Source organism: Pseudomonas sp. GCM10022186 (assembly GCF_042656385.1).
In the GTDB taxonomy this organism is placed as follows: Bacteria; Pseudomonadota; Gammaproteobacteria; order Pseudomonadales; family Pseudomonadaceae; genus Metapseudomonas.
Window position 1 is genome coordinate 274,070 of sequence record NZ_JBHSOU010000060.1, and the last position, 3,685, is coordinate 277,754.

Annotated in this window: 3 protein-coding genes and 1 pseudogene; 2 read left to right on the top strand and 2 right to left on the bottom strand. The window is 66.1% G+C overall.

Annotated elements, in window-relative coordinates:
• Positions 1-198: pseudogene (locus ACFPU0_RS20295) on the bottom strand (ABC transporter substrate-binding protein); the annotation flags it as partial.
• Between the two features lie 212 nt (positions 199-410).
• Positions 411-1,127 (bottom strand): SIMPL domain-containing protein, encoded by a 717-nt coding sequence (locus ACFPU0_RS20300; protein ID WP_377695076.1) that lies wholly within the window; start codon positions 1,125-1,127, stop codon positions 411-413.
• A 342-nt stretch (positions 1,128-1,469) separates the two neighbouring features.
• Between ACFPU0_RS20300 and ACFPU0_RS20305 the strand changes: the two genes are divergently transcribed.
• Positions 1,470-2,726 carry an ATP-binding protein gene (locus ACFPU0_RS20305; protein WP_377695077.1) on the top strand — a complete coding sequence of 419 codons (1,257 nt, stop codon included), beginning with the start codon at positions 1,470-1,472 and terminating at the stop codon, positions 2,724-2,726.
• A gap of 24 nt (positions 2,727-2,750) precedes the next feature.
• Positions 2,751-3,311 carry a response regulator transcription factor gene (locus ACFPU0_RS20310; protein WP_151131928.1) on the top strand — a complete coding sequence of 187 codons (561 nt, stop codon included), beginning with the start codon at positions 2,751-2,753 and terminating at the stop codon, positions 3,309-3,311.
• Positions 3,312-3,685 lie beyond the last annotated feature (374 nt).

The window sequence follows — 3,685 nt, forward strand, 5'->3', positions numbered from 1 at the left end:
ACGCTCGAACTGGGTCAGGCGGTTGAAGATGGTTTCCGCGGTGGCATCGAAGTCGGTGCCGGTGGTGTATTGGCCCGGGTCGAAGCCGGCGGGGCTGCCTTCGGAGCAGAACACCAGGTTGCTCGCGGCGCTGGCGAAGGGTGCGCTGGCGATCAGCCCTGCGGCGAGAAGTGCCTGGATGACGGCGTTTTTACGCATGTTGACCTCATGTCTGTTTTGTTTGTCATCGTGAGGGACCCCTTGTGGGGGACTTGCGCGAAGCCATGCAGGGCATATGCCCGAAACAGTAGCTCGATAGGGATGAGTGTAGTAGGCGGAATAAAGCTGTAAGGGCGCGTCGCAACTCTGCGAAGCGCGACCGCGGCAGGAAGGCGGGCGCCGCGCCGCCGCGGCGCGGCGCCCGGTTCAGGTCAGGGCATCTGCACTTCGATGGTGCCGTCGGCGCTGACGCTGACGCGGCTGGTGCCGGCTTCGATCTCCGGCACGGCGGCGGCATCGGCGTAACCCTTGGCGGCCATGGCGCGCATCATGATCGGCTGCGGCGGTTGGAAGCCGGCGCTGTTCAGGCTCAGGTTGACCAGCTTGTAGCTCTTGCCGCCGAGGGCGTCGGTGGCCAGCTGGGCGCGGGCCTTGAAGGCGTCCACGGCCTGCTTGAGCAGGTCGTCCTCGTGGGTCTTGCGGGTCTTCTCGGCGATGCTGAAGTTCATCCCGGCCATCTTCAGCTGGCCCAGCATGTCGGCGCTGAGCTGGGAGAGGGTGGCGAAGTCGGCGCTTTCCAGGCGCAGTTCGGCGCGCTCGCGCCAGGCAGTGATCTTCTGGCCCTTGTCGTCGTACACCGGGTAGCTGTTGCGGCTGCCCAGGCTGACGGTGACGCCCTTGGCCTTGCGCGCTTTCTCGACGGCGCCATTGAGCGTGCGGGTGATCTCGTCGGCCAGCTTGGCCGGGTCGAGGTTCTGCGACTCGCTGTAGAGGGTGACGTGCATCAGATCGTGGGCCACTTCCTGGCTGACCTCGGCGCGCACCGCCACCTGGTTGTAGTGGACTTCCTCCGCGGCCCGGGCCGTAAGGCTGCCGAGGCTGGCGGCGCACAGGGCGAGGGCGGCGGCGAGGCGGGTGAACTTGGGCATGACGACTCCTTGTGGGACAGGCATCCGCGCGGATTGCGCGGTCATTCCCCGTATTGGACGAGGGTAGGCGGCCATTCGGGTTAACCGCGGCAATTGACCGGATTTCGGGACGGATGTTCCAGAGTGGCAGGGCTGGGAACCTTGTGGGGGCGAATTTATTCGCTATGCAGGCCGCAGGCCTGCCCAGATGCCAGGAAGGGGGACGCTGCGCGTCCCTTTGCGAATGAATTCGCCCCCACAGGATCGTTCGCATCCACCGACCATCTCCACTGCGGCGAGTTGCCGCATGGGAGCGGGCCGGTAGCGGCCTTGGTTATACTCCGGCGATTCCAGGGAGTGACCATGCTCGAACCCGTACAACTGCTGTCCGGCAGCCGCCAGAACCTGCTGCGGCTGACCCTTATCCGTATCCTCGTCCTCGCCGCCCAGGCCGGCTCGGTCGGCCTGGCCTACAAGGCCCAACTGCTGCCCCTGCCCTGGCTGGCCCTGAGTATCACGCTCGGCGTGTCGCTGGTGCTTTGCCTGGCGACTGCGGCGCGCCTGCGCGGGCCCTGGCCGGTGACCGAGCTGGAGTACTCGGTCCAGCTGGGCTTCGACCTGATCATCCACAGCGTGCTGTTGTACTTCTCCGGGGGCTCCACCAACCCCTTCGTGTCCTATTACCTGGTGCCGCTGACCATCGCCGCGGCCACCTTGCCCTGGCTCTATACGCTCACCCTGGCGGGCCTGGCGCTGGCGGCCTACACCCTGCTGCTGGTGCTGTTCCATCCGTTGGAAATGCCTACCGGCCAGCGCGAGTCGCTGCTTATCTACGGCATGTGGCTGAGCTTCGCCCTGGCGGCGGCGCTGATCACCTTCTTCGTGGCGCGGATGGCCGAGGAGCTGCGTCGCCAGGACCAGTTGCAGGCGGTGCGCCGCGAGGAAAGCATGCGCGACCAGCAGCTGCTGGCCGTGGCGACCCAGGCTGCCGGCGCCGCCCACGAGCTGGGCACGCCCCTGGCGACCATGAGCGTGCTGCTCAAGGAGCTGCGCCAGGAGCACGGCGACCAGCCCGGCCTGCAGGATGACCTGGCCCTGCTGCAGGAGCAGGTGATGCTCTGCAAGGACACCCTGCAGCAGCTGGTGCGTGCCGCCGAGGCGGACCGCCGCCAGGCGGTCGTGGAGCAGTCGGTGATCGAGTGGCTGGAAGTCACCCTCAACCGCTGGCACCTGATGCGCCCGGAAGCCACCTACCGCTACCAGTGCATGGGCCTTGGCGTGGCCCCCCGGCTGAAACCCCCGGCGGACCTGACCCAGGCCCTGCTCAACCTGTTGAACAACGCCGCCGACGCCTGCCCGGAGAAGCTCGACATCCGCGTCAACTGGGATCACCAGTGGATGGTGCTGACCATTCGCGACCACGGTGCCGGCGTGCCCCTGGCCATCGCCGAACAACTGGGCCGGCCCTTCTTCACCACCAAGGGCAAGGGTTTCGGCCTCGGGCTGTTCCTGAGCCAGGCCAGCGTCACCCGTGCCGGTGGTACGGTTAAACTCTATAACCATGAAGAAGGCGGCACCTTGACCGAGTTGCGCCTGCCGCGTGCCTACGGCGTCGCCTGACTGCCTTGACGAAGAGGAAGCGAGATGACTGACGAACCCCTGATCGAAGGCGAAGAACAGCCCCACCTGCTGCTGGTGGATGACGACGCCACCTTCACCCGCGTCATGGCGCGGGCCATGACGCGTCGCGGTTTGCGGGTATCGGTCGCCGGCTCCGCCGAGGAAGGCCTGTTGATGGCCAAGGACGACCTGCCGGACTATGCCGTGCTGGACCTGAAGATGGACGGCGATTCCGGCCTGGTGCTGCTGCCCAAGCTGCTGGAACTGGATCCGGAGATGCGCGTGGTGATCCTCACCGGCTATTCGAGCATCGCCACCGCGGTGGAAGCCATCAAGCGCGGCGCCACCAACTACCTGTGCAAGCCGGCCGACGCCGACGACGTCCTCACTGCGCTGCTCTCCGAGCATGCCGACCTGGACAGCCTGGTGCCGGAAAACCCCATGTCGGTGGACCGCCTGCAGTGGGAGCACATCCAGCGGGTGCTGGCCGAGCACGATGGCAATATTTCCGCCACTGCCCGCGCCCTGGGCATGCATCGGCGCACCTTGCAGCGCAAGTTGCAGAAGCGGCCGGTAAGGCGCTGAGCCTGCTTCGGCCTGTCTCGTTCTTGTAGGGGCGAATTCATTCGCCAAGGGACACGCAGTGTCCCCCTGCAAGCCAGCGGGGCAGTCCTTTGGCCTGCTTGGCGAGTGAATTGGCTATGTCTGCGTTAAGTGTTGCTAGAAGCTCCTGAGCCAAGCTGCTTATCGAGCGGGCGATGAGTCCCTGTTTCGCCCCCCGGCGAGTCACTTCTTTCAAACGTCGGGATGCCGCACCACAAAGAAGTAACCAAGAACGCTTGCCCCTGCATCCGGCCCGGCTTCGCCGGGTGACCAGCCTTCGGCTGTTACTGCGTTTCCCTCGCTCCATCGTTGCTCCGGGGGCCCGGCGTGAGGGGCCATCCATGGCCCCGCACGCC

Bases quoted from the DNA above. Each gene is read 5' to 3' on its own strand.
- ACFPU0_RS20300 (WP_377695076.1), bottom strand. From the start codon at position 1,127: ATGCCCAAGTTCACCCGCCTCGCCGCCGCCCTCGCCCTGTGCGCCGCC.
- ACFPU0_RS20305 (WP_377695077.1), top strand. From the start codon at position 1,470: ATGCTCGAACCCGTACAACTGCTGTCCGGCAGCCGCCAGAACCTGCTG.
- ACFPU0_RS20310 (WP_151131928.1), top strand. From the start codon at position 2,751: ATGACTGACGAACCCCTGATCGAAGGCGAAGAACAGCCCCACCTGCTG.